Consider the following 513-nt stretch of genomic DNA (forward strand, 5'->3'; position numbering starts at 1 on the left):
GGCATGACGACCTTCTGGGGCGGGAGCGGCGTCGCGAGTGATGACACGACGTGTCATGAGTATACGAGTGACGACACGGTGTGTCATCACTTAGCATGGGGGAATGAGCCGCTGGTCACCCGACGCCGCCGTCCGACTCGAGCGGGCAGCCCTCGAACTCTTCGCCGAACGGGGATACGCGGCAACGAGCGTGCCCGAGATCACCGCGCGCGCCGGGCTCGCGACGCGGACGTTCTTCCGCCACTTCGCCGACAAGCGCGAGGTGCTCTTCCTTCGGGAGCGGGAGTTCCCCACGGTCGTCTCGACGCTGCTCGCCACGGCGCCCGGCGATCTCTCGCCCTTCGACCTCGTCATGCACGGCTTGCGCGCCGTCGCGTCCGCCGACTTCCCTGATTGGCGAGAGGACATCGCGTTGCGTCGCTCGATCGTGCAGGCCGACGAGCGTTTGCGCGAGCGGGAGCTGCTCAAATCGACGGCGCTCGCGGAAGCGATCCGAGACGCGCTCATCGCACG

1 protein-coding gene is annotated in these 513 nt (G+C 67.6%); it reads left to right on the forward strand.

Going from position 1 to position 513, the window contains the following annotated elements:
• Positions 1-103 precede the first annotated feature (103 nt).
• The coding region (locus AC4FQ5_RS20185) for a TetR/AcrR family transcriptional regulator (RefSeq protein WP_491146536.1) at positions 104-513 on the forward strand (410 nt) is incomplete at its 3' end.

The sequence above is a fragment of the Chryseobacterium sp. DT-167 genome (assembly GCF_058310155.1).